24 protein-coding genes and 1 pseudogene are annotated in these 26,127 nt (G+C 67.8%); 11 read left to right on the top strand and 14 right to left on the bottom strand.

All coding sequences use genetic code 11. The features are described from left to right. Positions 1 to 38 precede the first annotated feature (38 nt). From FHX72_RS11235 to FHX72_RS11225, 3 genes are all read right to left on the bottom strand, one after another. Positions 39 to 2,519 carry a YhgE/Pip domain-containing protein gene (locus FHX72_RS11235; protein WP_183625114.1) on the bottom strand — a complete coding sequence of 827 codons (2,481 nt, stop codon included), beginning with the start codon at positions 2,517 to 2,519 and terminating at the stop codon, positions 39 to 41. Positions 2,520 to 2,533: 14 nt separating this feature from the next. Next, on the bottom strand, positions 2,534 to 3,190 hold the full coding sequence (locus tag FHX72_RS11230) for a TetR/AcrR family transcriptional regulator (RefSeq protein ID WP_183625112.1): 657 nt from the start codon (positions 3,188 to 3,190) through the stop codon (positions 2,534 to 2,536). 210 nt (positions 3,191 to 3,400) lie between these two features. After that, positions 3,401 to 4,645, bottom strand: coding sequence for an FAD-binding protein (locus tag FHX72_RS11225; RefSeq protein WP_338110115.1), 1,245 nt, complete (start codon positions 4,643 to 4,645; stop codon positions 3,401 to 3,403). A 452-nt stretch (positions 4,646 to 5,097) separates the two neighbouring features. Between FHX72_RS11225 and FHX72_RS11220 the strand changes: the two genes are divergently transcribed. Beyond that, complete coding sequence (locus FHX72_RS11220) at positions 5,098 to 5,640, top strand: AAA family ATPase (protein ID WP_183625108.1); 543 nt, start codon at positions 5,098 to 5,100, stop codon at positions 5,638 to 5,640. A gap of 341 nt (positions 5,641 to 5,981) precedes the next feature. Here the strand turns inward: FHX72_RS11220 and FHX72_RS11215 are convergent, their stop codons facing one another. The 5 genes and pseudogenes from FHX72_RS11215 to FHX72_RS11195 form a co-directional block, all read right to left on the bottom strand. Then, entirely contained in the window at positions 5,982 to 7,358 is a 1,377-nt protein-coding gene (locus FHX72_RS11215) for an FMN-binding glutamate synthase family protein (RefSeq protein WP_221186899.1), read from the bottom strand. A gap of 19 nt (positions 7,359 to 7,377) precedes the next feature. Further along, positions 7,378 to 8,127 carry a GltB/FmdC/FwdC-like GXGXG domain-containing protein gene (locus tag FHX72_RS11210; RefSeq protein WP_282857299.1) on the bottom strand — a complete coding sequence of 250 codons (750 nt, stop codon included), beginning with the start codon at positions 8,125 to 8,127 and terminating at the stop codon, positions 7,378 to 7,380. Next, complete coding sequence (locus FHX72_RS11205; protein ID WP_183625107.1) at positions 8,115 to 9,023, bottom strand: class II glutamine amidotransferase domain-containing protein; 909 nt, start codon at positions 9,021 to 9,023, stop codon at positions 8,115 to 8,117. The genes FHX72_RS11210 and FHX72_RS11205 overlap by 13 nt, the downstream gene beginning before the upstream one ends. Positions 9,024 to 9,073: 50 nt before the next feature. Beyond that, the gene (glnT, locus tag FHX72_RS11200; protein WP_244964194.1) at positions 9,074 to 10,489 is read right to left on the bottom strand and encodes a type III glutamate--ammonia ligase; all 1,416 of its coding nucleotides are present in this window, start codon (positions 10,487 to 10,489) and stop codon (positions 9,074 to 9,076) included. Between the two features lie 318 nt (positions 10,490 to 10,807). Then, positions 10,808 to 11,827, bottom strand: a pseudogene (locus tag FHX72_RS11195) (IS110 family RNA-guided transposase); the annotation flags it as partial. Between the two features lie 236 nt (positions 11,828 to 12,063). Between FHX72_RS11195 and FHX72_RS11190 the strand changes: the two are divergent. The 6 genes from FHX72_RS11190 (at position 12,064) to FHX72_RS11165 (ending at position 16,036) form a co-directional block, all read left to right on the top strand. After that, complete coding sequence (locus FHX72_RS11190; RefSeq protein ID WP_183625103.1) at positions 12,064 to 13,032, top strand: aldo/keto reductase; 969 nt, start codon at positions 12,064 to 12,066, stop codon at positions 13,030 to 13,032. 118 nt (positions 13,033 to 13,150) lie between these two features. Further along, a complete protein-coding gene (fabG, locus tag FHX72_RS11185; protein WP_183625101.1) occupies positions 13,151 to 13,963 on the top strand; it encodes a 3-oxoacyl-ACP reductase FabG in 813 nt (270 codons plus the stop codon). A 97-nt stretch (positions 13,964 to 14,060) separates the two neighbouring features. Further along, a complete protein-coding gene (locus FHX72_RS11180) occupies positions 14,061 to 14,318 on the top strand; it encodes a hypothetical protein (RefSeq protein ID WP_183625099.1) in 258 nt (85 codons plus the stop codon). Positions 14,319 to 14,495: 177 nt separating this feature from the next. Further along, the gene (locus FHX72_RS11175) at positions 14,496 to 14,882 is read left to right on the top strand and encodes a hypothetical protein (RefSeq protein WP_068477998.1); all 387 of its coding nucleotides are present in this window, start codon (positions 14,496 to 14,498) and stop codon (positions 14,880 to 14,882) included. 249 nt (positions 14,883 to 15,131) lie between these two features. Further along, positions 15,132 to 15,659: a PadR family transcriptional regulator gene (locus FHX72_RS11170; RefSeq protein WP_244964222.1), complete on the top strand. Its 528-nt coding sequence runs from the start codon at positions 15,132 to 15,134 to the stop codon at positions 15,657 to 15,659. Continuing rightward, positions 15,656 to 16,036 carry a hypothetical protein gene (locus FHX72_RS11165; protein WP_183625095.1) on the top strand — a complete coding sequence of 127 codons (381 nt, stop codon included), beginning with the start codon at positions 15,656 to 15,658 and terminating at the stop codon, positions 16,034 to 16,036. Before FHX72_RS11170 ends, FHX72_RS11165 begins: the two co-directional genes overlap by 4 nt. Positions 16,037 to 16,149: 113 nt before the next feature. Here FHX72_RS11165 and FHX72_RS11160 read toward each other — a convergent pair whose 3' ends face one another. From FHX72_RS11160 to FHX72_RS11150, 3 genes are all read right to left on the bottom strand, one after another. Continuing rightward, positions 16,150 to 16,845 carry a cache domain-containing protein gene (locus tag FHX72_RS11160; protein WP_183625093.1) on the bottom strand — a complete coding sequence of 232 codons (696 nt, stop codon included), beginning with the start codon at positions 16,843 to 16,845 and terminating at the stop codon, positions 16,150 to 16,152. 108 nt (positions 16,846 to 16,953) lie between these two features. After that, positions 16,954 to 17,454, bottom strand: coding sequence for a DUF5956 family protein (locus FHX72_RS11155; protein ID WP_068477994.1), 501 nt, complete (start codon positions 17,452 to 17,454; stop codon positions 16,954 to 16,956). 58 nt (positions 17,455 to 17,512) lie between these two features. Next, positions 17,513 to 18,313 carry a FadR/GntR family transcriptional regulator gene (locus FHX72_RS11150; RefSeq protein WP_338110114.1) on the bottom strand — a complete coding sequence of 267 codons (801 nt, stop codon included), beginning with the start codon at positions 18,311 to 18,313 and terminating at the stop codon, positions 17,513 to 17,515. Between the two features lie 115 nt (positions 18,314 to 18,428). Between FHX72_RS11150 and FHX72_RS11145 the strand changes: the two genes are divergently transcribed. The 4 genes from FHX72_RS11145 (at position 18,429) to FHX72_RS11130 (ending at position 22,524) form a co-directional block, all read left to right on the top strand. Further along, positions 18,429 to 19,499: an ABC transporter ATP-binding protein gene (locus FHX72_RS11145; protein ID WP_244964193.1), complete on the top strand. Its 1,071-nt coding sequence runs from the start codon at positions 18,429 to 18,431 to the stop codon at positions 19,497 to 19,499. 69 nt (positions 19,500 to 19,568) lie between these two features. Further along, positions 19,569 to 20,750, top strand: a complete 1,182-nt coding sequence (locus tag FHX72_RS11140; RefSeq protein WP_183625087.1) for an ABC transporter substrate-binding protein — start codon at positions 19,569 to 19,571, stop codon at positions 20,748 to 20,750. A gap of 98 nt (positions 20,751 to 20,848) precedes the next feature. Continuing rightward, a complete protein-coding gene (locus FHX72_RS11135) occupies positions 20,849 to 21,703 on the top strand; it encodes an ABC transporter permease (protein WP_068477991.1) in 855 nt (284 codons plus the stop codon). A gap of 17 nt (positions 21,704 to 21,720) precedes the next feature. Beyond that, on the top strand, positions 21,721 to 22,524 hold the full coding sequence (locus tag FHX72_RS11130) for an ABC transporter permease (protein ID WP_183625085.1): 804 nt from the start codon (positions 21,721 to 21,723) through the stop codon (positions 22,522 to 22,524). Positions 22,525 to 22,675: 151 nt separating this feature from the next. On the opposite strand, the gene FHX72_RS11125 is transcribed toward FHX72_RS11130, so the two are convergent. From FHX72_RS11125 to FHX72_RS11115, 3 genes are all read right to left on the bottom strand, one after another. After that, positions 22,676 to 23,812 (bottom strand): DUF7822 domain-containing protein, encoded by a 1,137-nt coding sequence (locus FHX72_RS11125; protein WP_183625083.1) that lies wholly within the window; start codon positions 23,810 to 23,812, stop codon positions 22,676 to 22,678. 131 nt (positions 23,813 to 23,943) lie between these two features. Next, on the bottom strand, positions 23,944 to 24,996 hold the full coding sequence (locus tag FHX72_RS11120; protein ID WP_183625082.1) for a cation-transporting ATPase: 1,053 nt from the start codon (positions 24,994 to 24,996) through the stop codon (positions 23,944 to 23,946). A 56-nt stretch (positions 24,997 to 25,052) separates the two neighbouring features. Next, positions 25,053 to 26,027: a prenyltransferase/squalene oxidase repeat-containing protein gene (locus FHX72_RS11115; protein ID WP_183625080.1), complete on the bottom strand. Its 975-nt coding sequence runs from the start codon at positions 26,025 to 26,027 to the stop codon at positions 25,053 to 25,055. Between the last annotated feature and the right edge of the window lie 100 nt (positions 26,028 to 26,127).

Raw genomic sequence — 26,127 nt, 5'->3', positions numbered from 1 at the left:
AGTCGGCGCCGTGGCGCCGCCGTGGCGCCACGGAAGCGCTAGACCGCGGCGACTTCCTGGACGTGTGCGGCAGCGGGTGCAGTGGCCGGCTTCAGCCGTTCGCGGCGCCGCTTGATGACGATCGACAGGGTCGTGAGCGTGAGGGCCGCGACGAGCCAGACGGTGAGCATCCCGTACGCCTCGCCGATGCCGATCGAACCTCCCGCGACCAGCGAGCGGAACGCGGTGACGGCGTAGTTCAGCGGCAGCCACGAGTGGATGAGCTGGAAGAACGCCGGCGTCGTCTCGACCGGGTACGTGCCGCCGGCGGAAGAGAGCTGGAGCACGATCATGATGAGTGCGAGGAAACGGCCGGGAGGGCCGAGCAGCGCGTTGAACGCCTGGTTGACGGCGACGAACGTAACGCTCGTGAGCAGTGCGAGCGCGACGAGCCCAAGCGTGTTCGCGGGCTCGAGCCCCAAGCCGAAGCGTACGATCGTGAGCATGAGCAGACTCTGCGCGGCTCCGAGGATCGCGCCGGGGGCGAAGCTGCGCAAGGCCACAACCAGCGCCGGTTGGCGGCCGAGCACAAGTCGTTCCCGCAGCGGCGGGAACATCAGGTAGTAGGCGAGCGCGCCGACCCAGAGGCCGAGCGTCATGAAGTACGGCGCGAGGCCGTAGCCGTAGGCGGGCACCTCGTTGAGGCGGTTCTTCGTGATTTCGACGGGTGTCGATGTGACGCCGGCGAGGTGGTCAGCCTGCGCGTCCGTGTAGCTGGGGATGTCGGCAACACCGTCGTCGAGGCCGTCCGCGAGCGTCTTGCTGCCGTCGGCGAGCTGCGTGATGCCGTCGTTCAGCTTCGTGCCGCCCGACTCGGCGTCGGCGGTCCCGTCGGCGAGCGTCGTCGCGCCCGACGAGAGCTCGGCTGCGCCAGAGGCGAGTTTCGGCGTCGACTGCGCGAGCGTGGATGCGCCCTCCGAGAGCGCCTGCGTTCCCGTCGCGAGCGTGGATGCGCCGTCGGCGAGCGACTGCGTGCCGGCCGCGAGCGTGGATGCGCCGTCGGCGAGCGACTGCGTGCCGGCCGCGAGCGTGGAAGCGCCGGTCGAGAGCTGCTCGACTCCGGTCGCGAGTTCGGCCGACTTGCTTGAGGCTGTCGAGACCGCGGTGACGAGCTCGTCGATCTTACCGCTGAGCGGCGAGACGCCGCTTGAGAGCTGGGTGGCGCCGGCCGCGAGTTCGGTGGACTTCGCTTCCAGGTAGCTCAGCCCTGTGCCCGCGCCGGCGTCGCCGACGAGCGCGGACGTGCCGCCGGAGAGCTCAGCAGCCTTCGCGCCGAGGGTCTGCCCTGACGTAGAGAGCTGCGTCAGCAGCTCCTTTCGCTGCGCATCGGACAGCGAGTCGTACTGGGCGAGCAGTGCATCGATGCCGCCGGAGAGTTCCCCCGCCCCGGTGGCGAGCTTCGTTGCGCCCTCGTTGAGAGTCCCGGCCGATCCAAGCGCTGTGTCGAGCCCACCGGCGAGCGCTGTCGCGCCGCTGTCGAGGGTCGTCGCCCCTGTCGTCAGCGTTGTGATGCTCGCAGGCAGGTCGGTCGTCTGCGAGTTCAACTCCGCCAGCCCGGCGCTGAGGAGCTGCGCCCCGGAGCTCGCCGTGGCCAGGTTCGTGCTGAGCGTTTGCGCACCCTCGTTCGCGGAGCCCGCGCCCGTGCTCAGCTGCTGGGCTCCCGCGTTTGCGGTTGCCGCGCCCGTGCTGAGCTCCTGCGCGCCCGAGTTCGCGGTCGCGAGGCCCGTGTTCAGCTGCTGCACACCAGCGTCCACCTGCGTTGCCCCCTCGGCGAGGGTCGCGCTGCCGTCGGCGAGCGTGAGCCCGCCCGCGCGCAGCTGACCGAGACCGACAACGAGCTCGCCGGAACCCGTGCGCGCCTGCTCGGCGCCGTCGTTGAGCTCGGTCGCACCATCCGCGGCCTCGGAGACGCTCTCGTGGATGTCGGTGAACCCCACGTAGACGTTGCGCAGGTACTCATCGGAGACCTCCGCAGCGAGCTCGTCGGCGACGGTCGTGCCGACGGTCGACGCGATGTTGCCGACGATGATGTTCGCGCCGTCGTTGGTCGTGATGGACAGGCGCGCGATTGCCGCGTCCAGCGGGTCGTCGCCGCCCGCCGAGACCGCGGCGGCCGAGAAGCCGTCCGGAATGTCGAGCACGGCAAGCACCTTGCCAGACTCGAGCGCGCTCTGCGCCTCGTCCGCCGACATCTCGTGCCAGCTGAAGTTGTTCGACTCGGTGCTGTCGACGAGCTTCTCGGTGAGCGTCGCCCCCAGGTCGACGGGCTCGGCGGGCTCTCCGTCTGTCGTGGTCGCGGGGGTCGCGGGCTGGTCGCTATTCACAATGGCCGCGTTGATGTGGTCGAGGCGGTGCGTCGGGTCTTCGTTCGACCAGATGAGCGAGCCCGCGTAGATGAGTGGGATGAGCGCGATGCCGACGATGACGATGAGCGTCCGCCGGTGCGTGCGCACGAAATCGAGGAGAGAGAAAGAACGCATATGCGTGGGAAGTCCTATGAGCGAACGTGCTCGACGCGGAGGGCGTCAAGCTCGGCGACAGTCGCGCCGGAGGATGCAAGAAGCAGGGAGGAGAGGCGCTCGACGAGCTCGTCGATGGATGCGCGTGCATCCGCCGAGCTCTCGCTCCCGGCCTCGGAATCGGCGGCAGCGAAGAGCCACCTCGTGACGTGCCACATGGCGCCGGCCGCGAGGAACTCGGCGCGATCCCGTGGGGAGTCGGGCCCTGGGCGGCGGCGGATGACCGGGCCGAGCGGCGAAGACTCGAGGAGCCTCGTGGCGAGGTACGTGATGACGTCGCCCGTGAGGAGGCCGAAGCTGGTCTCGAGCGCGGCCCGGTAGAAGGGGGCGTCGGCGGCGAGCTCGTGGAGCAGTGCGCGAAGCGTCCCGCGCACGAACATCGGCCACGATGGGTCGTCGCCGAGGCTCGGGATGCGCTCGAACGCCGCCTGCAGCCGACGGAGGGCTGCCTCGCGGATGAGCGCGGCCGTGTCGTCGAAGTGCTTGTAGAACGTGGGGCGGCTCACGCCGGCCCGGCCCACGATGTCAGTGATGCTGCGCTGAGCGGCGTCGGTTCCCTCGTCGAGCAGTTCGACGACGGCGGCGATGAGCGCCGCCCGCGAGCGGACGAACCTCGCATCTTCCTGGGTCATTGCTCTCCTCGATCACAACTAATTTACAAATGTAAATTAGCACGATCGACTGACATTGCAACAGAGGCTGATCAAGCTCGCTGCAGTCCCGACTCTGACCAACTTCCGGGACGAAACGCGCGCATCCACCCCCGAGGGCCACAAATGACACGTCTGATCACACAAGTCGGCCACGTCGCGCGCTGGCGGGGCCGGCGCCCAGCCGCCGACCTACCGCAGCACGCACCGCGTGAAGTCGTTCGCGAAGACGCCGTTCGGGTCGTAGCGCTCGACGAGCTTCCGGAAGTCACCGAACCGCGGGTACCGCTCAGCGACGGCAACTCGCTCGTCGAAGACCTTACCCCAGTGCGGGCGACCGCCGAGCGGCTCGAAGATCTCGTCGAGCAGCGGCAGCAGCTCCGCGACCTCCGGGTCCTGCTTCCACGTGAAGTGCAGGCCGACAGCGTCGTTGCCGTGCATGGGGCTCAGCCAGAGGGAGTCGCGTGCAATGGTGCGCACCTCGTTGACCAGCAGGTGGGGGCGGATACGGTCGGCGATGCTCGAGAGCGCGAGCAGAGCATCCTGCGCCCGGAGGCGTGGGATGAGGTACTCGCTCTGCAGCTCCTCGCCGTTGGAGGGCTGGAACTCGAGCTTGAAGTGCGGCAGACGCTCGTACCAGGGGCCAGCGACGCCGAACTGCTCGCTGCAGGCGACGGCGGAGATGCCACGGATGGGGTGCAGCGCCTCGGTCGCGGGCATCGCGCCGTAGAAGTCGCGCGGTGAGAGCTCGCTCGCGAGCTGCTTCACCCACACCTGGTCGATGACCTCGGGCTCCGCCCACGTCGTGAAGGCGCTCACGCTGTAGCCGGCGCCCGTGATCTCGTCGAAGTTCTCGAGCAGCGCTGCGAACGGCAGGTTCTCGAAGACCCGCTGCCGCACCTCGAAGTGAGGCACGACATCGAGGCGGATGCGCGTCACCACGCCGAGAGCGCCCAGCGAGACGACGGCCCCGTCGAAGCCCTCGTCGCCGCGCTGCAGCACGACCACCTCGCCGTCGCCCGCGACGAACTCGATGGCCGCGACGGCGGCGGCAAGGCTGCGGTTGGTGTTTCCGGAGCCGTGGGTGCCCGTCGCGACCGCCCCCGCGATGGAGATGTGCGGGAGGGAGGCGAGGTTCGCGAGCGCCAGGCCGTGTTCGGCGAGGTCGATCGCGAGCTCGCCGTAACGAGTGCCAGCCCCGATCGACACCCAGCGCCGGTCCTCGTCGATGCGCAGCGGGCTGCGCAGGCCCCGCGTCGAGACCTGCACCCCGCTCGTGTCGGCGATCCGATTGAACGAGTGCCCGCTGCCGAGCGCCCGCACCGACTGCCCGGCGGCAACGGCGGCGCGCACCACCTCGCTGACCTCGGCGGTGCTCGCCGGGACGGCGACGCGCTCCGCCTCGAAGGTGATGTTGCCAGCCCAGTTGGAGGTCACTGCTGTCCTGCTTTCTGCGACGTTGCGAAGTGGATGCACCCGGCGGGCTCGAGCGGACCGTCAGGCCTGGAGCTCTACCGCCGTCCACGATACGGGGGGCAGGGTGAGTTGGACTGTCGCTGGCCAACTTCCGGGACGAAACCGGAGCATCCGGCTCGCTAGCCCCTCGAGGCACCCTCTGATCACGGAAGTTGGCCAAGCGGACTGTGGCCTAGAGGGTGGTAGGCGGAGTGGCGGCCGGCTGCACTGAAACGCGAGCCAACTGGACGCACGAACAGCATCGCCTGACCAACATGAGTGCAATATCGCGCCTGACGAGCGCCAAACACGGAGAAAGCGCCGATATCGCACTGATGTTGGCCAGAGGGAATGGCTAAGAGGGTGGAGACGGAGTGTGAGGCGGCGGCGAAAGCGATGGCGATGGCGCGTGCGACGCCCTAGGCTCGCTTGCCATGCGGATCGTCGTGTCGGGAACTCATGCGAGCGGCAAGAGCACGCTCATCAGCGACTTCGCGGCCGCGCACCCCGAGTTCACGGTCTTGCCTGACCCGTTCGAGGAGCTACCGGATGACAGCTTCGACGAACTCGACGCCGGCCTCTTCAGCCGGCAGCTGGACATCGCCGCACGTCGCCTGGCCGAGTTCCCGGAGGGGTCCGACCTGATCGCCGAGCGCGGGCCTCTCGACTTCCTCGCCTACCTGCACGCGCTCGAGGCGCTCGGCCGAATCGGCGAATCCACCTCGGCGCTCGAGCGCGCAGCAGCCGTCACGCAGCGCGCGGCCGAGCACGCCGATCTCCTCGTGCTCCTCTCCCTTGGCTACAGCGACCAGATCCGGGTCGGCGACGATGAAGACCCCGAGCTTCGCCTCGCGATGAACGCCGCCCTCCTCGACCTCGCAGGCGATCCAGACCTCGCGGGCACCCGCATCCTCGAGCTCGGAGGCACCCAGGCGGAGCGCCTCGCGCAGCTCGAGGCCGCGCTCCGAAACACCTGAAACCCTCGACGCATGACCAACTTCCGTGATCAAGCCTGTGACCGCCGCGTCAGATCCGCCCACGGGGCAGGCTCGTCACGGAAGTTGGCCGGGTGAGACGGGAAGGGCCGGGCCCACCGCCGCGGAAGTGGGGAGCCCGCCACCCTCGACGTGGGACCAACTTCCGTGACGAAACCGGGGCATCCGACGCTTTCGGGGCCCCGGCAAAGTGTCTCGTCACGGAAGTTGGTCAGGCAGCGGAGATGGAGAGGCGGAGGAGGAGGAGGCGGAGGAGGCGGAGGAGGCGGAGGAGGCGGAGGCGGAGGAGGCGGAGGAGGCAGAGGCCTCGCTCCGCCTCAGCATCAGTACTGCTTGCCGGGGATCCAGCTCGTGCCGGCGAGCGGCACGTTCGCCATGGCGGCGGACTCGACGGTCAGCGCGACGAGGTCCTCCGGCTCGAGGTTGCGGATGTGCGACTTGCCGCAGGCGCGGGCGATGGTCTGCGCCTCCATCGTGAGCACACGCAGGTAGTTCGCGAGGCGACGCCCGCCCTCGACGGGGTTGAGGCGGGATGCGAGCTCCGGGTCCTGCGTGGAGATGCCTGCCGGGTCGCGCCCGTCCTGGAAGTCGTCGTAGAAGCCCGCGGCCGAGCCGAGACGCGCGTACTCCTGCTGATAGCGAGGGTCGTTGTCGCCGAGCGCGATGAGCGCGGCCGTGCCGATCGCGACCGCGTCGGCGCCGAGAGCCATCGCCTTGGCCACGTCGGCGCCCGTGCGGATGCCGCCCGACACGATGAGCTGCACCTTGCGGTGCATCCCGAGCTCCTGCAACGCCGCGACGGCCTGCGGGATCGCGGCGAGCGTGGGGATGCCGACGTTCTCGATGAACACCTGCTGCGTTGCCGCGGTTCCACCCTGCATGCCGTCGAGCACCACGACGTCGGCACCGGCCTTCACGGCGAGCGCCGTGTCGTAGTAGGGCCGCGATGCGCCGATCTTCACGTAGATCGGCTTCTCCCAGCCGGTGATCTCGCGCAGCTCGGCGATCTTGATCGTGAGGTCGTCCGGGCCCGTCCAGTCGGGATGCCGGCTCGCGGAACGCTGGTCGATGCCGATGGGCAGGGTGCGCATCCCGGCCACGCGCTCGGTGATCTTCTGACCGAGCAGCATGCCGCCGCCGCCCGGCTTCGCGCCCTGCCCGAGCACGATCTCGATCGCGTCGGCCTTGCGCAGGTCGTCGGGGTTCATCCCGTAGCGGGAGGGCAGGTACTGGTACACGAGGTGCTTCGACTGCCCGCGCTCCTCCGGCGTCATGCCGCCGTCGCCCGTGGTGGTCGACGTGCCGACCTCGGACGCGCCGCGCCCGAGCGCCTCCTTCGCGTTCGCGGAAAGGGCACCGAAGCTCATGCCCGCGATCGTCACGGGGATGTCGAGGTGCAGAGGCTTCGACGCGAAGCGGTCGCCGAGCACGACGTCGGTACCGCAGCGCTCGCGGTACCCCTCGAGCGGGTAGCGAGACATGGATGCGCCGAGGAACAGCAGGTCATCGAAGTGCGGCAAATGGCGCTTCGCACCCCAGCCGCGGATGTCGTAGATGCCCGTCCGTGCGGCGCGCTGGATGTCGGAGATCGTCGCGCGGTCGAAGGTGGCCGACTCACGGAGGCCGAGCTGGGCGAGCTCCGCGGGTGACTGCGTGGCCGACTGGCTGGCCGTGGAGGTGGGCTGCTCGATGATGGTCATGAGGAACTCTTCCTTCGGCCTAGTAGGCGTTGTCGACGTTGAAGTGGTAGAGCTTGCGGGCCGAGCCGTAGCGCTTGAACGCGGCCGGATCGTCGTCACGACCCGCCGCGAGCAGCAGCTCGGCGAGCTCTGCGAGGTGCTCGTCGCGCATGGGCTTCTCGATGCAGTCGGCGCCGAGCGATTCGACGGTGCCCTGCACGTAGATGCGCGTCTCGTAGATGGAGTCACCGAGCGCCTCGCCCGCGTCGCCGCACACGACGAGGCGTCCGGCCTGCGCCATGAACGCCGACATGTGGCCGATGCTGCCGCCCACGACGATGTCCACGCCCTTCATGGAGATGCCGCAGCGCGCCCCGGCGTTGCCGTCGATCACGACGAGCCCGCCGTGGCCGGTCGCGGCCGCCGACTGCGAGGCGTCGCCCGTGACGTGCACGGTGCCGCTCATGATGTTCTCCGCGAGCCCGACCCCGGCGTTGCCATTGATCGTGACGGTGCCCCGCTGGTGCATCCCGGCGGCGTAGTAGCCGACGTGCCCGTCGATTGTGACGTCGATGGCCGAGTTGATGCCGACCGCGACGTTGTGCTTACCGGCGGGGTGCTGGATGCTCCAGCGCGTCCCGTCTTCGGCCGCCTGCACGGCCGCGTTGACGACCCGCACATGCTGGCCGGCGAGGTCGATCGCGGTGGGGCCCGACGCGGCCGAAACGGGGGCGGGTGCTGCTGCGGCCACTGGCGCTGCCGCGTACTGGGTGCTGTCTAGAGTGACCACGTGTAGACCTTTCCGGGGACTGGTTCGAAGATGTCGGCCGATTCGATGCCGGGGAGCTGCGCGAGGGCGCGGTACTCGGAGGCCATGGCCACGTAGTCGTCGGTGACGGCGACGATGGCTGGCTTGCAGGCGATGGGGTCGCGCACGATGGCCATGCTGTCGGCGGTCGTGACGACAAGCGTGTAGAAGCCGTCGAAGACCTCGCCGAGGTTGATGAGCGCCTCCTCGAGGGTGTCGCCCTGCTCCAGGCGGGAGGCGATATAGCGCGCGCCGACCTCGGTGTCGTTCTCGGAGTCGAACTGAACGCCAGTGCGCTTCAGCTCGCGGCGGATGGACGCGTGGTTCGAGAACGAGCCATTGTGCACAAGGCACAGGTCGTCTGCGACGGCGAACGGATGCGTACCGCCGGCAGTCACGGCCGACTCGGTGGCCATACGGGTGTGCGAGACGCCCTGGCTGCCTGACATAGACTCGAGGCCATGGTTGGAGGCGACATCCATGGGGTTGCCGACGCTCTTCATGACGGCGAGGTGGCCGCCGCGACCGATGATGGTGGCGGTCGGAAGGGCCGCGCTGACGGCATCGGCGAGGATGCTCGTGGACAGCTCGCCGCTCACGAGCGTCGTGTCGCCGACCACCGACACCTTGGGTGCGGCCCCTGCAGGCAGGGTGCGCTCGAGCTCGGCGGTCAGCTCTTCGGCGGTGAGCAGCTGCGTGCCGCCGAGCAGGCTGAGGGTCGACGCCGCGCTGCCGGTGAGGTCGGGGTTGTCGTAGACGGCGAGGCCCGCGGAGTCGGGTCCGCGGTCGACCATCTCGCACAGCATGGTCGAGAGCAGGTCGCCCATCTGCGGCCTGAGCTGGGGGTTGCGCAACTGCAGCGCGGCGATTCCACACACGGGCGTGGTCCTTTCGAGGTTGAGCTGGTTGTTCTTCAGAGAGCGAGGGGCTAGAAGGCGGTGAGGTAGGTGTCGAGTTCCCAGTCGCTGACCTGGGCGTGCCAGGTGAGGAACTCGGTCTCCTTGGCGTCGGCGAAGTACCGGCCGGTGGCTTCGTCGCCGCTGAGGCTGGCGAGGATCACGGGGTCGCGGCGCAGCGCTTCGACGGCGTGGAGGAGCGTCGCGGGGAGCACGGCGGCGCCTTCGGGCGCCTGACCGGGCCCCGAGGGGTGGCCGGGGTCGCGGCTGTTGTCGATGCCGTCGATGCCCGCCATGATCGACGTCGCGACCGCCAGGTAGGGGTTGGCGGCGCCGTCACCCGAGCGGAGCTCGACGCGCTTGTTGTCCGGCACGCGCACCATGTGGGTTCGGTCGTTGCCGCCGTACGACGCCTTCCGCGGCGACCAGGTCGCGCCGGAGCTCGACGTCGCCGAGCCGATGCGCTTGTACGAGTTCACGGAAGGTGCGAGGAACGCCTGCAGCGCCGGCGCGTGCTCGAGGAGACCTGCCACGAAGCCGTACGCGACAGGCGAGAGGCCGAGGCCCCGAGCATCCGCTGCCGATTCGGTCGAGTCGGCGGGGAAGAGCGGCTCGTCCTGGTCACTCCAGAGGGAGAGGTGCAGGTGGAGGCCAGTGCCCGTGCGGTTCGTGAAGGGCTTCGGCATGAACGTCGCCGTCATGCCGCGCTCCTCGGCGAGCACGTTGAGGATGTAGCGCAGCGTGATGACGCGGTCGGCCGTGGTGAGGGCGTCGGCGTAGTCGAAGTTCTGCTCAAACTGGCCCGCGCCGTCCTCGTGGTCGTTGGCGTAGTTGCCCCAGCCGAGCGAGTTGATGGCCGTCGAGACGGATGCGAGGTGGTCGTACATCCGCGTCACGCCGCGGGCGTCGTAGCAGGGCCGCGGACCGTTGTCGCGCTTGTCTGCGGGCGAGAGCTTGCCGTCTTCGGCGCGGTCAACGAGGAAGTACTCGACCTCGGCGCCGACCTTGGCCGTCATGCCCCGCGTCGCGAGTTCTGCGATGGCGCGCTTCAGGATGTTGCGGGGCGCGTACGGCCACGGCTCCCCGTTGACGTACGGGTCGCAGTGCACGAGCGCGAGGCCTTCGCGGACAAACGGCAGCGGGGTAAACGAGTCGAGGTCGGGGATGGCGATGAGGTCGGGGTCGTGCTGCTCCTGGCCGATGAGGCCGGCGGCGAAGCCAGCGAACCCGAGCGCTCCGGCCTCGAGCTCATCGGCCGCCGAGGTCGGCACGAGCTTCGCGCAGGGCTTGCCGTTGAGGTCGACGAAGGTGGCGAGGATGAACTGCACGCCGTGCGCCTGGGCGAGGTCGCGGAGCGTGATGCGGTCGCCCGCGATCTCCCTTTCGACCAGCTTGGGGGCTAGTTGTGTCATCGTCGTCTCCCGCATGGTGTTGATGTTACCTGACATGAAACCTTGTTCGCCAATAGTAGACATGCGGATGTTTCGAGAGCGTTCGTGCCTGTAAACACTGGGTTACGGGAAGCGGCGCCAGCACGAAGGGGGACCTCGCAGGCACTCCCTCACTGATGCTCCTATTGGTTGTCAAGCCGCGGTGAGCCATTCGCGGTAGCTGTTCGCGAGGTCGTCATCGCGGTGTTTTCCGAGCTCGAGTTTCGAGATCGTGGCGGGCCAGACGTTGAAGTGTTCCGCGACGGTCGTGAGGCTCAGTTTCCGTGCCTGTCGCAGCGGGCGAAGGTCATCGGTCACTGGGACCTCTACGATCGTGGTGAGCAGGGTGAACACCTCGCGCGCGATCGCTCGCTTCAAGCAACGGATGATCTCCTTGTTGCTGTGCCCCAGCGCGCGCTTGCGCGCGACGTAGTCGCGCGTGCGAGGCTCGTACGACATACGAACCAACGCGATCCGGTGCAACGCGGCGTTCGCTTGCCGGTCCCCGCCTCGATTCAACCGGTGACGCGTCGTCTTCCCCGACGAAGCCGGGATCGGACTGACCCCGGCCAGCGCCGCGAATGAGGCCTCGCTGCGGAGCCGGTCCGGATTGTCGCCCGCGGTGACCAACAACTGCGCAGCCGTGATCGTGCCGATGCCTTTCGCCGCGACAAGAGCCGGGTTCGCGGCCGCAGTCAACGCCGCCAGCGCTTGATCGAGGTCGCTGACCTCCTCGCCCAACAGCTGGTGACGCCTCGCGAGCGATCGCAGGCCCTGCCCGACCGCGGCGAGTAACGGATCGGTCGAGAGCCGCAACCGGGCCAGCGCCGCGATCAGTGCCTTGTCGCCCAGCGACCGGTAACGCTCCCGGATCAGGTCCGGAGCCGTGACCAGGAGAGACTTGATCTGGACTATCGCGGCGGTGCGCGCCTTGACCGCGCTGCGACGCGCGACCACCAGATACCGGATCGCCTCGACCTGCCCGGCCCCCGCTTTCGGTGTCGCATGCTCCTCCTGGGCGAGCGCGGCCCGCGCCGCCGCGTAGGCATCCAACGGGTCAGACTTCCCGCGCGTTCGACGGAGCTGTCGATTCGGCCGCAACACCTCAACAACCACGAACCCAGCCGCTCCCAGGTGGCGCGCCAGGCCAGCACCGTAGGAACCGGTCCCCTCGACCCCGACGCGCACGGCCATCCCGAAGGCGGTCAGGAACGCGGCCAGCGCCGCGTAGCCGGCCGGTGTGGTCGGGAACTGCGCATCACCGAGTTGTTTCCCGTTGCTATCGATCACCGCGGCATGATGCGTGTCCGCGTGCGTATCGACACCCGCGAAGATTTTCTCGAGTCTTGTTGTCATGATGGTCCTGCCCTTCTTGATCGGATCGGCAGCCGACCGGGCGGGCAGACAGGACGTTGATGGGGCCTCTTCGACCAGGCTCCTATGAGGTCATGTCCGCCTGGTCGGCGCACTCACAAGGCGCCCCGTCCCAGCCGACGGATCAAAGCAAAGACACGAAGTCAGTCGGTGGCAGAGCCAGACCAAAACGAGGCCCTATAAGCATCAACGTCGGTGGTGCGCCATACGCTTCAGGCATGGAGTACACGAACCTCGGACGAACCGGCCTGCGCGTCAGCCGCCTCGCGCTCGGCTGCATGAGTTTTGGCGACCCGAAGCGCGGTCTGCACAGCTGGACCCTCGACGACGACGCGGCGGCACCGCTGCTCCGCCAGGCCGTTGAGCTCGGCATCACCTTCTGGGACACCGCGAACGTCTACCAGCAGGGCACGAGCGAGGAGGTCATCGGCCGCGCGGTGCGCCGCTTCAGCCGCCGCGAAGACATCGTGCTAGCGACCAAGCTCTCAGGAAAGATGCACGACGGCCCCGGCGGATCGGGCCTGTCGCGGAAGGCGATCCTCGAGCAGGCGAACGCCTCTCTCGAGCGACTCGGTACCGACCACATCGACGTGCTCTACATCCACCGCTTCGACGAGAGCACCCCCGTCGAAGAGACCATGCAGGCACTCGACAACCTCGTCCGCGCAGGCAAGGTGCGCTACCTCGGCGCGTCGTCGATGTACGCGTGGCAGTTCGCGAAGCTGCAGCGGGCCGCGGCCGTCGGCGGGTGGACGCCATTCGTCGCGATGCAAGACCAGTACAACCTGCTCAAGCGCGAAGAGGAGCGCGAGATGATCCCGATGTGCGCCGACATGGGCGTCGGGCTCGTGCCCTATTCACCGAACGGCAAGGGCCGCCTGACTCGACCGCGCGGCGAGTCCTCGTCTCGAGCAGAAGTCGACACCGTTGCGAAGGCGTTCGACACCGACTTCGACGGCCCGATCATCGACGTCGTCGAGCAGATCGCCGCCGAGCGGGCGGTACCGATGGCACGCGTTGCCCTCGCTTGGGTACTGCGCAACCCGACAGTGGCGGCACCCATCGTCGGGGCGACGAAGGCCAAGCACCTCGACGACGCCGTCGCAGCGCTCGACCTGCAGCTCACCGACGACGAGGTGGCGCGACTCGAGGCTCCGTATGTGACGCAGCCGCCCTTCTGGTGGTGATGGGCGGCACCGAGCGTAAACAGTGCGTTAAGAGCAGTCGCGGGCACGTTTCGGGGGCAACTCCTGGGCGACCCTGCCGGTGAAATGGGCGCACCCACTCCTTCGCGAAAGGCGCCCCATGCCAACTGCTCCACTCTTCGACCTGTCCGACGCTCGCGTCGTCATCACCGGCGGCACGAAGGGAATCGGCTTCGGCATCGCCAGCGTCTTCGCGCAGGCCGGCGCACGAGTCGCCGTTACTGGTCGCTCGCAAGCCGGGGTGGATGCGGCGGTCGCGGCACTCGCGGCGGTCACGCGGGAGGCAATGCGAGAGGATGCGTCAGGCCGCATCGCGGGCTTCACCGTGGATGTGACCGACCCCGAATCATGCCGGGCGATGGCGTCATCCACCGTCGAGGCGTTCGGTGGCATCGACGTGTTGTGCGCCAACGCGGGCATCTTCCCCCAGGCCGACCTCGCGACGATGACGCCCGCCCAGCTCGACGAGGTGCTCGACACCAACGTCAAGGGCACGATCTACGCCGTCCAGGCTTGCCTGACGGCCCTGCAGGAGTCGGGCCGTGGGCGAATCGTGCTCACCTCATCCATCACCGGCCCTACGACCGGCTACCCGGGATGGTCGCACTACGGCGCCTCGAAGGCGGCCCAGTTGGGGTTCATGCGCACCGCCGCGATCGAGCTCGCGAAGCACGCCATCACCGTCAACGCCGTCCTGCCTGGCAACGTCGAGTCAGCGGGCCTCGAGGAGATGGGCGCCGACTACCTGGCCTCGATGACCTCCGCAGTCCCGCTGCGCAGACTCGGGCGCGCCGAGGAGATCGGGTACGCCGCCGCGTTTCTCGCGACCCGGGAGGCCGGGTACATCACCGGCCAGTCGATCGTCGTCGATGGCGGACAGACACTCCCCGAGTCACCTGATGCGGTGAGCTGATGCACCGCAGCAAGCTGCACTCAAGCAACCCTGTGCCGTTTCCCAGGATTAGCTAGCTAACCTAACTATCGGCTTCCACATCGATCCAAGGAACACCATGAGCCTGCTCGAGATCCCCCGCGAGTCGACGACCCACCCCGTTGTCGAAGCGGCCCCTCGTCAACTCCGCTGGCTGTCTCCCGCCAGCGGCCTCTGGGTAGCCATGCGCGAGACCTCCGCTGGAGACGACTTCGCTGGATTCGTCGAGCTTGTGCAGGGTGAGTTCCGCGCGCACGACGGGCAGGGCAACTTCCTCGGGGCGTTCGCGACGCGCGAATCGGGCCGCGACGCGATCGAGGGCGCAGCGCACGGCTGACGCAACCGGACAAGCGGATACGGGATCAAAACCGACCAACTGGTAAAGTTGGCGGAACCAGACACCAACGACCAGCGACTCCCCCTGTCGCCGGCCGTCACGCGCCAGGGCTGAGCCCGCGCGTAGCGGTCCGCCGAGGATGCTGCTGGCCTACCGCGAGATTGGATCCCATCCCGCATGCCTCTCCTCACCATCCTCATCGGTGCCGCCCTCGTCATCACCGGGGCTGTCGCGTACTTCGTCAGCGACACCGGAAGCCTCACGGCGCTCATCCCGGCAGCCGTCGGCCTACTGCTCGTCATCGCCGGCCTCATCGCCCGCAACCCGAAGCTTCGCAAGCACGCCATCCACGGCGCACTCGCCGTCGCTCTGCTCGGCGCGATCGGCTCGCTCATGAACGTCGCGAAGCTCGGCGACCTCATCGCCGGCACGGCTGAGCGTCCGGGCGCGATCATCAGCAGCACGATCATGCTCGTCCTGCTGGTTGCCCTCATCACGGCCGGCGTACGCTCGTTCATCGCCGCCCGCCGCGGCCGACAGGCACCAGCCGTCACACAGAGCTAGCTCGCCTCTCACCGCCCAGGCTCTCCTGGAAGCGGATGAGGTAGCCGTCGGGGTCCGTCACGAGAAATTGGCGGACCCCGACTTCGCGCTCGCCGACCCGGTACCGCGTCTCCGCGAAGGCCATGAACTGCCCCAGAGCAGACGTGGAACCAGGAGAGCCGCCTGCATCGCCGAACGTCGATCCAAGCACGTGCTGGCGGAGCTAGTCTTATATTCCTATTAGGTATATAAGACTGGAGTTCGGTGCGCATGCGGTTTGTCATCCTTGGTCTCCTCCTCGGCGGCCCACTCTCGCTCTACGAAGTGCAGCGACGCTTCTCGAGCGTCATCTCGCTGTTCTACAGCGCAAGCTCCGGCAGCATCCAGCGCGCACTCCGGACGCTTGTCGACGACGGCCATGTGACCGTCGTCGACGACGACACATCGCCGCGTGGCCGCAAGCTTCACCACGTGACCGAGGCGGGCCGCGACGCCTGGCGAACCTGGATGCTCGAGCCGGCCACCGGCTCCGACCTGGAACAGGCCATGCTCGCGCGTGTCTTCTTCCTCGGCCATCTCGCCGACGCGGATGAGCGGATGCAGGTGCTCACAAGCATCCGCGCACGAGCTGAATCAGAACTCCAGCGACTCGATGCCATCGCGGCGATCAGACCAGACACAGCTCAATTAGGACCGTCGCAGGCTTACCCATTTGCGACCCTCGACTACGGACTCCGCTCGACCAGACTCGCCCTCGAGTGGCTGCGCGAGCTGGAGACAACTGAAGCGAGATCATGAGCATGCTCTTCGCCGTCATCGCCACGGCGGTACTCGCGGGCATAGCCGTCGTGCAAGTTCTCGGCGCCTTGGGCAAGCCCGTTGGTCACCTCCTGTGGGGCGGGCAGCACGAGACTCTGCCCAAGAAGCTGCGCATCGGAAGTGCACTTTCCCTGCTGCTCTACGCGGCCTTCGCGGTGTTGCTGCTCTGCAGGGCAGGAGCCCTGCCGGGCGGCAACTCCGCCTTCGTGGTCGTGGCCACCTGGGCGCTGTTCGGGTACTTCGTCATCGGCATCGTCATGAACGGCATCTCGCGCAGTCGCGCGGAGCGGGCCACGATGACACTGGCCTGCCTGGCCCTCGCAGCATTGACTCTCGGCGTCGCCCTCGAGATCTGAGCCAGAGACTCACCCCGCTGAGCCTGTCCAACTTCCGTGACGAGACCATGCTCTGGTGCGCGCAACCGCCTGGAGGGGAGCATCCATCCCGGAAGTTGGACGAGAAACTAGCTCTAGTCGCGCGTGAGCACCCGCAGCCCGGCGATGGCGCAGTCGCTACTCGCGTAGCCATCAAGAGCGCGCACCGAATCGCCCGGAGCGAGCCGCGTCTCGGTCGACGCGAGCACACGCTGGGACGCGTTCACGACGCTCACGTCGCCGAACTCGCGCAGCGCGGGGAGCAGCTCCCGCTCGACGTCGTCGACGAGGAGGTCCATGGCGACGACCCCCAGGAAACGCTTCCCGTGCCACACGGGCAGGCTGACCGTGAGCGTGTACTCGTCGCTGCAGAGGTAGTCGACGTGCGGGCCTGCGACGTGCCCCTCGCCAGTCTCGTGCGGCACCCGGAACCACTCGAAGCCGCTGTAGTCGATGTGTTCTCGGCTCGGGCTCTGCGCCGCGAGCCGCAACTGCGAGCGCATGGGCCCCTGCCACCAGGACAAGTGGCCGCGCGACGGACCGCGAAGGTCGAGGGATGCGACAAATCCGGCACCGAAGGCAACGGGCGAGGTGCGTTGGAACACCGCGAGTGCGAGCGGCTCGACCAGCTCGTCGAGGTGACGATCCGTGAGCTCGCCCCGCGCCTCGAGGTCGCCGAGCACAGCGCCGAGATTGGCGCTCGCCGAGGCGAGCACGTCGAGTGTCGCCTGGAAGTACTCATCGAGGATGAACGAGGGCCCGTGCCGCACCGCAGTGGCGTCGATCGTCATGGAGCCGCTCCTCTGCATCGGTGATGGCCGATGTTACACAGCCGAGCGCCGCTTGCACAGAGGCCGGGTGATCGGCATCCTCTCCAGACACGCCTCGCCGGACGTCAGTCACCAGGACAGCGGTGGCATCCGCCCGTTCAGGAGTACGCGGAGCGCGGCGTGCATTTCGAGCGCTTGCGTGCGGAGGTCACCAGGGGCGACGTCCTGCACCGCCAGGTTGCACACGCCATTGATCTCCCCCTCGCTGACCCCCTCGGGCAGGCACAGCATCCACTGCACCGCCCGGGGCGGCTCGGGGACTCCCGCTTCCGCGAGGTACTCGACCATGTCGTCGTGGATCTCCGTGATGACGGCCTCGCTCGCCGACATGTCGGCGGGTCCACCGACGCGTTGTCCACCACCGAAGGTCGCGACGACCGGTTCGTACCGTGCAGCCTCCTGGTACACCCAACTCGGGCCGGCAAGGAAAGCGATGAGCGCGAGCCACCCGTTCGGCTCGAGACGCATGAGCTGTGCGGTCTGCGGTGGATCCTGCGGGAAGTCACCCCACGACCACGTAGGAAGTCCCGCGAGCGCGGCGGCGCGCACCTCGTTGTCATTGATCGGCATCTCTTGGCCCCCAGCCATCATTCCCCCTGCTCTCAACCGATTCGCACGGTTAAGAGACCTACTGCTCGAGCAGCGACCTGCGCTTCAGCTCGAGCCGTGCCACGACGTCGACCATGGTCGAGCGCAACGCTTCGCGCGCACCGACAACATCTCCCCGTTCGACCTCGTCGACAAGTCTCAGTATCTCGCCTCGCTGCACCTCGCGCTCCGCGTTGTCCACAGCAAGGAGCCCGAGCAGCGGCGAGACCTCCGATTGCACCCGCATCTGCTCCTTGGTGAGCCGCACCGACTGCCCGAGAGCGCACAGCTCGACGACCACGTCGTCTGCGACGTGGCGCCACTGAGCCGGCGTGGGCTGACTCCCCTTGCCATCCGGGCCCTGCGCGAGGTGCCCACCGAAGGCCATGAGCCTGGAGCGGATCGCATCGACTTCGTTTGGTGCAGCACGGGATGCGGCGAGCTCCAGGCATCCGGCAGTGACGGCGAAGTAGTGCGCGGCGAGGTCGCGCAGTGCAGTACGCGAGATGGAGGCGAGCTCGTCGGCCGCGTGCGACGCAGGGTCCGCGCCAGCCGTGACGAAGCTGCCGCCTCCGCGCCCGCGCTTCGTCGTGACCAGGCCACGCTGGCGCAGCAGCACGAGCGCCTCGCGGACGGTGACCGGCGAGACGCCAAGCGACTTCGCGAGCTCGCTCTCAGGCGGGAGCCGTTCTCCCGCCTGCAGCACGCCCCGGTTGATGGCGACGCTCAGGCGGCGCTCGACCAGGGCCGCCTTGCCCTCGTCAGCGACCGCTTGGAAGACGGCGTTGCGCAGGCGCGACGGCACCCCGGCTTCGGGTTCTGTCTGAGGGATCTGCGGCACCTCGCCATTGTGGCGCATCCGCACTGTTACAACTTGGACACGAGATTGAAATATGACTTCTGGAACTATATGTTTGCGCTTAATCCGCAGACAGCGCCGTTCCAAGGAGGCCCACTTGTCGACCACCGACACACGCGAAGGCGTGACCAACCAGCCAGCCCAGGCAGCCGCAGGCGTCACCCTGACGGGCGTCAGCAAGAGGTTCGGCGACTTCACCGCAGTCGAATCGCTCGACCTGCAGGTCCGCTCCGGCGAGTTCTTCTCGATGCTCGGCCCATCCGGCTCCGGCAAGACCACCGTGCTGCGCATGATCGCCGGATTCGAACAGCCGACAGCGGGCACCATCAGTCTCGGCGGCACCGACGTCACCAACGTGCCGCCGTTCAGCCGCGAGGTCAACACGGTCTTCCAGGACTACGCCCTCTTCCCGCACATGACCGTCGCCCAGAACGTGGCCTACGGCCTCCGAGTGCGCCGCGCGAGCAAAGCAGAGCGCGCCGAGCGGGTACAGCAGGCCCTCGAGCAGGTGCAGCTCGCGCACCTCGCCGACCGCAAGCCCAGCCAGCTCTCCGGCGGGCAGCGGCAGCGCATCGCCCTGGCTCGTGCCCTCATCCTGAAGCCCCGGGTGCTCCTCCTCGACGAGCCCCTCGGCGCCCTCGACAAGCAGCTGCGCGAGCAGATGCAGATCGAGCTCAAGCAGATCCAACGCGAGATCGGCATCACCTTCATCTTCGTCACGCACGACCAAGAGGAGGCGCTGACCCTCAGCGACCGCATCGCCGTCTTCAACAAGGGCCGCATCGAGCAGATCGGCACCCCCATCGAGGTGTACGACTCCCCCGCGACCCCGTTCGTCGCCGGCTTCCTCGGCGTCTCCAACCTCCTCGAAGCGGATGCGGCCAGGTCGGCCACCGGAATCGACGGGCTCGTCAGCATCCGCCCGGAACGCATCACGCTGCACGCCATAGACGAAGCCGTCTCGCCCGGCCTGCACGGGGCCGTCGGAGTCATCGAAGAAGTCGTCTACACGGGCCCGAGCACCCGGTTCATCATCCGCACGGACACGGATGTGCGCCTCATCTCTGAAATGCACAACACCGAGACGAGCACCACGGGCCGCGGTTTCGCGCGCGGCTCCACGGTACGGGTGACCTGGCACGAAGAGCACGTCGCCGTCATCTCCTGACCCGTCTTCCCAATCCGCTCCACCAGTTCCACCTTCCACCACCTGACCCTGAAACCGAAGGACAGCACCATGAAGAAATCGCATGTGGCATTCGCTGCCATGGCCGCCGCATCCGCCCTGGTCCTGACGGGCTGCAGCTCCGACGCGGGAGGCGGGGGCGGCGAAGGCGGCCTCAGCATCGACGTCCCCGACGTGCCCATGCTCGAGGAGCTCGGCGAGGGCGAGGGGCAGGTCAACATCGTCGCCTGGAGCGGATTCGTCGAGCCTGCCTGGAGCGACCAGTTCACGGCAGAGACCGGATGTGTCGTCAACCGCCGCGTCGCCGGCACCAGTGACGAGATGGTCACGCTCATGCGCACGGGCGAGTACGACCTCGTCTCGGCCTCCGGCGACGCGAGCCTGCGACTCATCGCGGGCGGCGACGTCGCGCCCATCAACGTCGACCTCATCCCCAACTTCGGCGACGACATCGTCGAGGGCATGAAGGGCCAGGTGTACGACACGATCAACGGGAAGAGCTACGGCGTCCCGATCGGCCGCGGCGCGAACATCCTGCAGTACAACAGCGAAGTCGTCACAGAGGCGCCCACCAGCTGGGACGTCGCCTGGGAGGCAGACAGCCCGTACGCCGGCCAGATCATCGCGTACGACGCCCCCATCTACATCGCCGACGCCGCCGTGTACCTCATGGCTACCCAACCCGACCTCGGCATCACCAACCCGTACGCGCTCGACGAGACGCAGCTGAACGCGGCAGTCGAGCTGCTCAAGACTCAGAACGGCATCGTCAGCGAGTACTGGAGCGACCCGGTTGCGCAGATCACCTCGTTCACGGGCGGCACGTCGGTTGTCGGCACCTCGTGGGAGGTCCTCCGCAAGCTCTCCGAAGACGACCGCCTCAAGGGTGTGCTGCCGGAGGAAGGCTCAACCGGCTGGTCCGACGCCTGGATGGTTTCCGCTGAATCCGCCAACCCGAACTGCGCCTACCTGTGGATGGACTACACAAGCGCAGCCGAGGTCAACGGCCAGATCGCGATGAACTTCGGCATGGCCCCGGCCAACGGCGCCTTCTGCGAGCTCAACGCCGAGGCGACCGCCCACTGCGAGGAGTTCCACGCCCTCGACGAGGAGTACTTCTCGAAGGTGTGGTTCTGGACCACCCCCATCGAGCAGTGCGTTGACGGCCGCACCGACGTGCAGTGCACGAACTTCCAGGAGTGGACCAACGCCTGGCAGTCCGTGAAGGGCTAAGCCCCATTCCACCCCGGTCGGCGGCGGCGAGACAGCCGCCGCCGACCACCCCTCAGGCATCGCCCACCCAAGCCGTCGACCACTGAAAGGCACCCCTCGTGACGACACTCGACTCGTGGCTCCACCGGCACCGCAGCGCGCGGCTCGGCGGGCTCCTCGCAGCTCCCATGCTGTGGCTCGTCGGCATCTACATCTTCTCGCTGGCCTTCCTGCTCGTGACGGCTTTCTGGGTCACCGACCCGTTCACGTCGAAGGTCAAGCCCAGCTTCACGCTCGCGAACTTCGAGGCGATCATCACGACGCCCGCTTACCTCTCGACGAGTTTCCGCACTCTAGGCATCGCGATCGCCGTGACCCTCATCTGCGCGGCTATCGCCATCCCGCTCGGCATCTTCATGGCGAAGATCGCCAGCCCACGCAACCGCGAGCTCCTGGTCATCGCCATCACCATGCCGCTCTGGGCCGGCTACCTCGTCAAGGTGCTCGCGATGCGCATCACCTTCACGGAAGACGGCCTCTTCAACTGGCTCATGAACCCGTTCGGCATCTCGGGGCCGGGCTTCAGCATCCCGACCGTGATCCTCACGCTCTGCTACCTGTGGTTCCCGTACATGGCCATGCCGGTCTACACGGCCGTCAGGCAGATTCCAGACAATCTCTTCGACGCGGCCTCCGACCTCGGCGCTGGCAACTGGCTCACCGTGCGCTCCGTGGTCCTGCCGCTCATCGTGCCTGCGCTCATCGCCGGCTCCATCTTCACGTTCTCGCTCAGCCTGGGCGACTACATCACCGCCGAGTTCGTGGGCGGCTCAACGCAGATGATCGGCAGCATCATCGCCTCGAACATCAACCTCAACCCGCCGCTCGCCGCCGCCTTCTCCGTCATCCCCATCGCGTTTGTCCTCATCTACCTGCTCTCCGTGCGCCGCACCGGCGCGCTCGAGCGGCTCTAGCGCCTCTAGGAGTCAGCATGCTCAGGCTTTCCAAGACCGCACGCTTCACCCTCGGGGCGTTTGTCATCGCCGTCCTCGGGTTCATCTACGTGCCGCTGCTGCTCGTGGTCGCGAACTCGTTCAGCTCCGCCCGCATCTCCGCCTGGCCGATCCCCGGGTTCTCGCTCGACTGGTGGATCAAGGCGGCAGGCGAGACGTCGCTGCACACGGCGATTCTGAACTCGATCATCACCGCGACCGGCGCGACGATCATCGCCTGCATCCTCGGGACCCTCGTCGCCTTCGCGCTCCAGCGGTACTCGTTCTTCGGGCGCGACGCCGTCAACCTGCTTGTCGTGCTGCCCATCGCGCTCCCCGGCGTCGTCACCGGTGTCGCTCTCAGCAACACGTACTCGAGCATCCTCGACCCCATCGGCATCCAGCTCGGCTACTTCGGGATGATCATCGCCCACGGCACGTTCTGCATCGTCATGGTCTTCAACAACGTGCTCGCGAGGCTGCGGCGCATGAACCAGAGCCTCGAGGAGGCGTCGATGGACCTCGGCGCCGGCATCTGGGAGACCTTCCGCCTCGTCACGTTCCCGCAGTTCCGCTCGGCGTTCATCGCTGGCGCGCTCCTCGCCTTCGCGCTCAGCTTCGACGAGGTTGTCGTCACGATCTTCACCGCCCCGCCGGGCGTCGACACCCTGCCGCTGTGGATCATGAACCAGATGGGCCGACCCAACGAGGCGAGCCTCGTGAACGTCGCCGCGACGGTCCTCATCCTGCTGTCGTTCATCCCCGTCTACTTCTCGCAGCGCCTCACCCGCGGCGACGAGTAGCGCCGCGGGCGGGTCTCCGGCCTTTGCCCACCGGCCAACTTCCGGGACGAGATGCCCTGTCGTTCGCCGTTAGACACCGGATGCGGCCACCAATCACGCAAGTTGGTCAGGGTCCGCTCGCAGACGCCGAGCTCACGGGCAGCGGCGGGTGTCAGCGAACGTGCACGCGCGGCCGGAAGAACGGCAGCGCGACGGGCTTGAACACCCGACCCCGGGTTGCTTTGACGCAACCGACAATCGAAAACACGATGTGCACCGCCGACACTGCCACCCAGATCGTGATGGGGATGCCGATCGGGTAGAACGACGTCGCGAACGATTCGTTGAAACTCGCCAGGTTGACCAGCAACGAGAAGTGCAGCGTCACCAGGAGAACCGTCGCGATCAGGTAGGTCAGGCCCCAGTTCGAGGCAGCCGTCCGGTTCCGCTCGCCAGCGTCGGTCGCCGGACCACGCGACCGACCCGTGATGATCATGACGATGCCCGCGGCAAGCGCACCTATGAACGGGAACGGGATGAGCGCCAGCAGCCCGAGCGCCCACTGGGTGGCCCCGTTCGAGAGCGGCCTCGTGAGGAGGACCTGCTGCGGCTGACCAGTCGGCGGCGGGAACTGCGGTGCCTGCTGGTTCGCAGGCAGCGCGAGCTGAGGCGCCGCCTGAGGTGGCGTCGTCTGATCCCAGGCCTGCGACGGCACCGCGATGTCGACGGCGGGCTCAGCCTGCGGCTGCGGCTGCTCAATCTGGGGCGCCTGCTGCGGATCTCCAGTCGGCGCGAAGTACAGATTGTTCGCCCAGGAGCCGGAGCCCGTGAGTTCGTCGAGCTTGTCCGCGGGCTGCTCAAGCGCATAGCGGATGAGCAGCTCGACGTCGCGCTCAGAATCGCAGACCATGCCCTCGGCTTCCGTGCGCATCTCAGGGAACGGGTTGTCGTCGTCGGTGACGCCGAGCACGTGGATCTCGGCGACCTCCAGCAGCAGGTACCTGCCCCGCTTGTCGGGATCGGCGAGCGCGCTTCGCGCTTCGGCAACCTGCCGCTGCGTTTCCTCATCCTGTGGGAGCTGCGCGAAGAGGCGCTCGAGGTTGGCGACGCCCTGGTCGAAGTCGCCGAGGATCGCCGTGGCGGGCGCGTCCCAGATCGTCGAGGGAACAAGGCGCCCGGAACCCGAGACGAGCAGCTCGTGCACAAGCGGCACGTCCCAATTCCACTCGGAGAGACCGGTGACCCTGGTGAGTGGAGCTCCCTGCCCCGGGGCCTCGTCGACAACGTAGAGGTAGCTGCGATTCGCCATCAGCCGAGCCTAACGGGAACCAACTTCCAAGCCCGTCCTGGCCAACTTCCGTGATGAACGAGGCCACCTACCGCGACAGCAGGCTTCGAAGCCAGATCCATCACGGAAGTTGGTCAGAGCAAGCGGCGCCGCTACTTGCCGAAGAGGTCGCCGAGGCCCGGAATGTCGAAGCCGAAGTTGCCCGCCTGCTCTTCGATGCCGCCGAGGAACTGGTCACCAGCGCCCGTCAGCTGCTCGCCGGCACCGCTCAGCTGCTCGCCGAACCCGCCGACCTGGTCGCCGAGACCGGACACCGCGTCGCCGATTCCGCCGATTCCGCCGAACTCGCCGAGGTCGGCCGTGAGCCCCTCGAAGCCTTCAATTCCGGATGCGGCCATGCCGTCGAAGTCGATACCGGAGGCCATCGCGTCACCGATCAGTGGAAGTGCGACGGAGCTCGCGACGGCTCCGCCGACCACCCCAAGGGCGATGCCGCCGAGCGCGCCAGCACCCGCTCCCGCCGCCGCCGCACCCGCGACCCCCATGCCGCGGCCGAAGCGAGAAGAACCGCCACGGCTCGACCCGGGCGTGAAGTTCCCGCCGCCCCGCGATCCGGCGATGCGCTTGCCCGCGCCGAGCACCTTCGCCATGAAACCGGGTCGCTGCACCTCGCCGCGCGTTGCGGCGCGCGCCAGGTCGTCCGGCGAACTCGACTGCGGGCGATCGTACGGCCCGGACTCGGCGCTCAGGCGCTCCCGCACCTGGTCGCGCTGGGCCGGTGTGAGCCGCTGGAACGCCTCTCGGTGCGCCTGCTCGAGCTGGTCGGGCGCCGCTGTCTTGAGGAGATAGTCGTACTTCGCGATCGCGGCCTTGTCGGCTGCGGTCCCAGAGGCCGCGCCCGCACCGGGGCGCGATCCATAGTTCGGGGCGCTCGGTGGCTGCTGCGCGTACCGATCGTGCTGGGAAGAGGAGCTGTCGCGGCGCGGGTACGCCTGCTGGCTCTGTTGGCTTGGGTTTCTCTGCTGGCTCGGGTAGCTCTGCTGTCCTCGCGGCTGCTGACCGTCGCCCGTCACCTGGTCAGCGACCTTGCGAACCATGTCCTTCCAGTCCCCGGAGCCGCTCTTGCCGCCCCGGTTTGCGCCCGAGTTGCCCGAGTTACCGAGGGCCTTGGAGGCCGCGCCGAGGATCTTGTTGAAGTCAACCATGCGCACATCGTGACCTACCGATCTATGGAGAACGCATGGATCGCATCCGTGTCCGCTCAGAGCGTCGCCGCCGCATCCCGCCGGTCGGGACTGTCCCACCAGTCGAGGATGCGAAGCGCCTGCAACGTGACCCACTTCGACGGCTCACCCTTCGGGGCGTCGACGTGCGCCCAGACATCGCCGAGTAGCCGATGCCCCTGCAGCCAGGTGCCGTCCGGCTGGCGCTGGGAACGGATGATCTCGACCGCCTCCGCCATCCTCGTGTCCGGCCTCGTGCCGTCCGCGAGCGCGGCTGCGCGGAAGTAGTCAGCCGCTCCGAGCACGGAGTACCAGGCGCGGCGCGGGTAGACGAGGCTCGTGGCCTGCTCGTAGAACGGCTCCCCCGTCGACAGCCTGCGGAACAGCGAGCGCTCGAGCAGGTACTCCTCGCCGCGTCGGCGGGATGCGCGCACGCGCCCCGCGTCGCCGGTGGCGAGCTGGTAGTCGAGCAGGCCGATGAGCGAGTTAAGGGTCGAGTGGAATGAGGACTTCGCGGAGCCCTCCACCCACTCGCAGTTCCAGCCGCCGTCGCCCTGCTGGTGGTCGAGGAACCAGGTCACGATGCCATCGACGCCCGCACCGAGCCAGAGCCCGTTCGACAGGGTCCAGGAGTTGATGCAGCAGTCGACTTCGCCGTGCCAGTAGGGCAGGTCGTCGTACTCCCACGTGACCTTCTCGAGCTTCTCGGCCGTGCCTTCGAGCATCCGCGCGTCCATCCCCCACTCGCGGAGGTCCTTGAGCACCCAGGTTGTGGTGGTCCACGGCTGAGGATCGTTGTTCTCCCATCCCCAGCCCTCGGGGAAGAACGCGCCGCCGGCCCAGGTCCCGTCTGGGTCCTGATGCGAGAGGAGCTTGGCCCCGAACCCCTCGGTCGCCATGCGTGAGCGCGTAGCCTTCCACTGCTCCTCGGGCGCACCAAGCAGGTCCCGCTCAACCTGCCATCGCAGCGCAGGGTCGGAGTCCAGCAGCCACGTCTCGAGTTGTGTATCCATGCGGCGCTCCTCGTGCTTGCACCGAGGGTAGCCCGGTCATCGGGCGAATTCGAGAGCTGAACGCACCGCGAGAGGCACGCTCGGCTCGGATGTCAGTGGC

This window comes from Pseudoclavibacter helvolus, from assembly GCF_014191305.1.
Lineage (GTDB): Bacteria > Actinomycetota > Actinomycetes > Actinomycetales > Microbacteriaceae > Pseudoclavibacter > Pseudoclavibacter helvolus.
This window is presented reverse-complemented; position numbering and strand designations above follow the sequence as displayed.